1 protein-coding gene is annotated in these 241 nt (G+C 36.9%); it reads right to left on the bottom strand.

The genetic code is table 11. The features are described from left to right. A partial coding sequence (locus tag RYX56_RS24845) for an ABC transporter permease (RefSeq protein ID WP_317124451.1) occupies nucleotides 1-241 on the bottom strand: 241 nt, incomplete at both ends.

The following is a 241-nucleotide window of genomic DNA, read 5'->3' as shown; positions in this document are numbered from 1 at the left end:
AGAAGCTTCCTGATTCATTTGAAATTCTTAATGCAAAAAGTGGTGCCAAGACAATAAAGATAACGAGCATCACAAAAGATTGCAGAATGTATGAATAGATCTGAGAAGCTCTGAAATATCGATCGAGTTTTGACTCATAAGGCAGTAAAAACACTACATCTGCCTGCTTCACAAATGTCCTGATACGGCCTCTGGTTAAAACAATCGCAAATATGACTGTAAAAACCCATAAAGAAGGGAA

The sequence above is a fragment of the Alkalihalophilus lindianensis genome (assembly GCF_032843265.1).
GTDB classification, from domain to species: domain Bacteria; phylum Bacillota; class Bacilli; order Bacillales; family Bacillaceae_D; genus Alkalihalophilus; species Alkalihalophilus lindianensis.
Note: the sequence above shows the minus strand (reverse complement) of the source record. Positions and strands in the feature narration are given on the sequence as shown.